Below are 1,120 nucleotides of genomic sequence, written 5' to 3'. Positions count from 1 at the left end.
AGAAGACCTTCTCCGAACTCGAATACACCGGCAAGAAAAAGCAGACTCGCCGAGATCGTTTCCTGGCTGACCTTGAACAGCTGGTGCCCTGGGCACAACTGGAGGCGCAAGTGGCTCCGTTTTATAGCGACACCACAGGCAAGCGCGGGCGCCCTGCGATTGGGTTGTCGCGCATGCTGCGTATGTATGTCGTGCAGCAGTGTTTCGGTTTCTCCGATGAAGGTACCGAAGATGCCGTCTACGACAGCCAGGCCATCCGTGGTTTTATGGGCATCGACTTGGGCCGCGAGTCGGCACCGGATGCCACCACCTTGCTGCGATTTCGCCGCTTGCTGGAAACGCACCAACTGACGCGGGTGCTCTTTGAAACGATTAACCAGCATCTGGCCAGCCGGGGACTGCTGCTCAAAGAAGGCACTATCGTCGACGCTACCCTGATCGCCGCGCCGCCTTCGGTCAAGAATCGTGAGGGCAAGCGTGATCCTGAAATGCATCAAGCCAAGAAAGGCAATCAATGGCACTTCGGGATGAAAGCCCACATTGGTGTCGACGCCACGTCGGGGTTGGTGCACAGCTTGGTAGGGACAGCCGCCAACGTGGCGGATGTCACCCAGGTCGACCAGTTGCTGCACGGCGCCGAAACCTATGTTTCGGGTGACGCTGGATACACCGGTGCGGCCAAGCGACCGGAGCATGCTGAACGGGACGTTATCTGGTCGATTGCCGCACGGCCCAGCAGCTACCAGCATCACGGCAAAGGCAGCGTGCTGTACCGGGTCAAGCGCAAGATCGAATTCGCCAAGGCGCAACTGCGTGCCAAGGTCGAGCATCCCTTCCAGGTGATCAAGGTGCGCTTCAATCATCGCAAGGCTCGCTACCGTGGGCTGGAAAAGAATACGGCGCAGTTGTTCAGTCTGTTTGGGTTGGCCAATCTGATGCTGGCCAAGCGCTATTTGCAACGGGCGGTGGGATAAATCCGTCTGAAAGGCAGGGCTGGGCCCGCTAATCAGCAAAATGAGGGCAGAAATCGGCTCTGGAAATGCAGAATAAGGCCGGTAGGTTGAAAAATACGGCTTGAAAGAGGGGGGCGCTACGAACGGGTTAATTGTTCAGCGGCTCC

Annotated in this window: 1 protein-coding gene; it reads left to right on the top strand. The window is 57.9% G+C overall.

Features of this window, described 5'->3' with window-relative positions; translation table 11 throughout:
- A partial coding sequence (locus GHO03_RS24530) for an IS5 family transposase (protein WP_153400694.1) occupies positions 1 to 974 on the top strand: 974 nt, incomplete at its 5' end.
- Positions 975 to 1,120: the final 146 nt, after the last annotated feature.

This window comes from Pseudomonas sp. FSL R10-1339 (assembly GCF_009600545.1).
Taxonomy (GTDB): domain Bacteria; phylum Pseudomonadota; class Gammaproteobacteria; order Pseudomonadales; family Pseudomonadaceae; genus Aquipseudomonas; species Aquipseudomonas bubulae.
The sequence above is the reverse complement of the archived record's forward strand: the minus strand, read 5'-3'. Positions and strand labels throughout refer to the sequence as shown.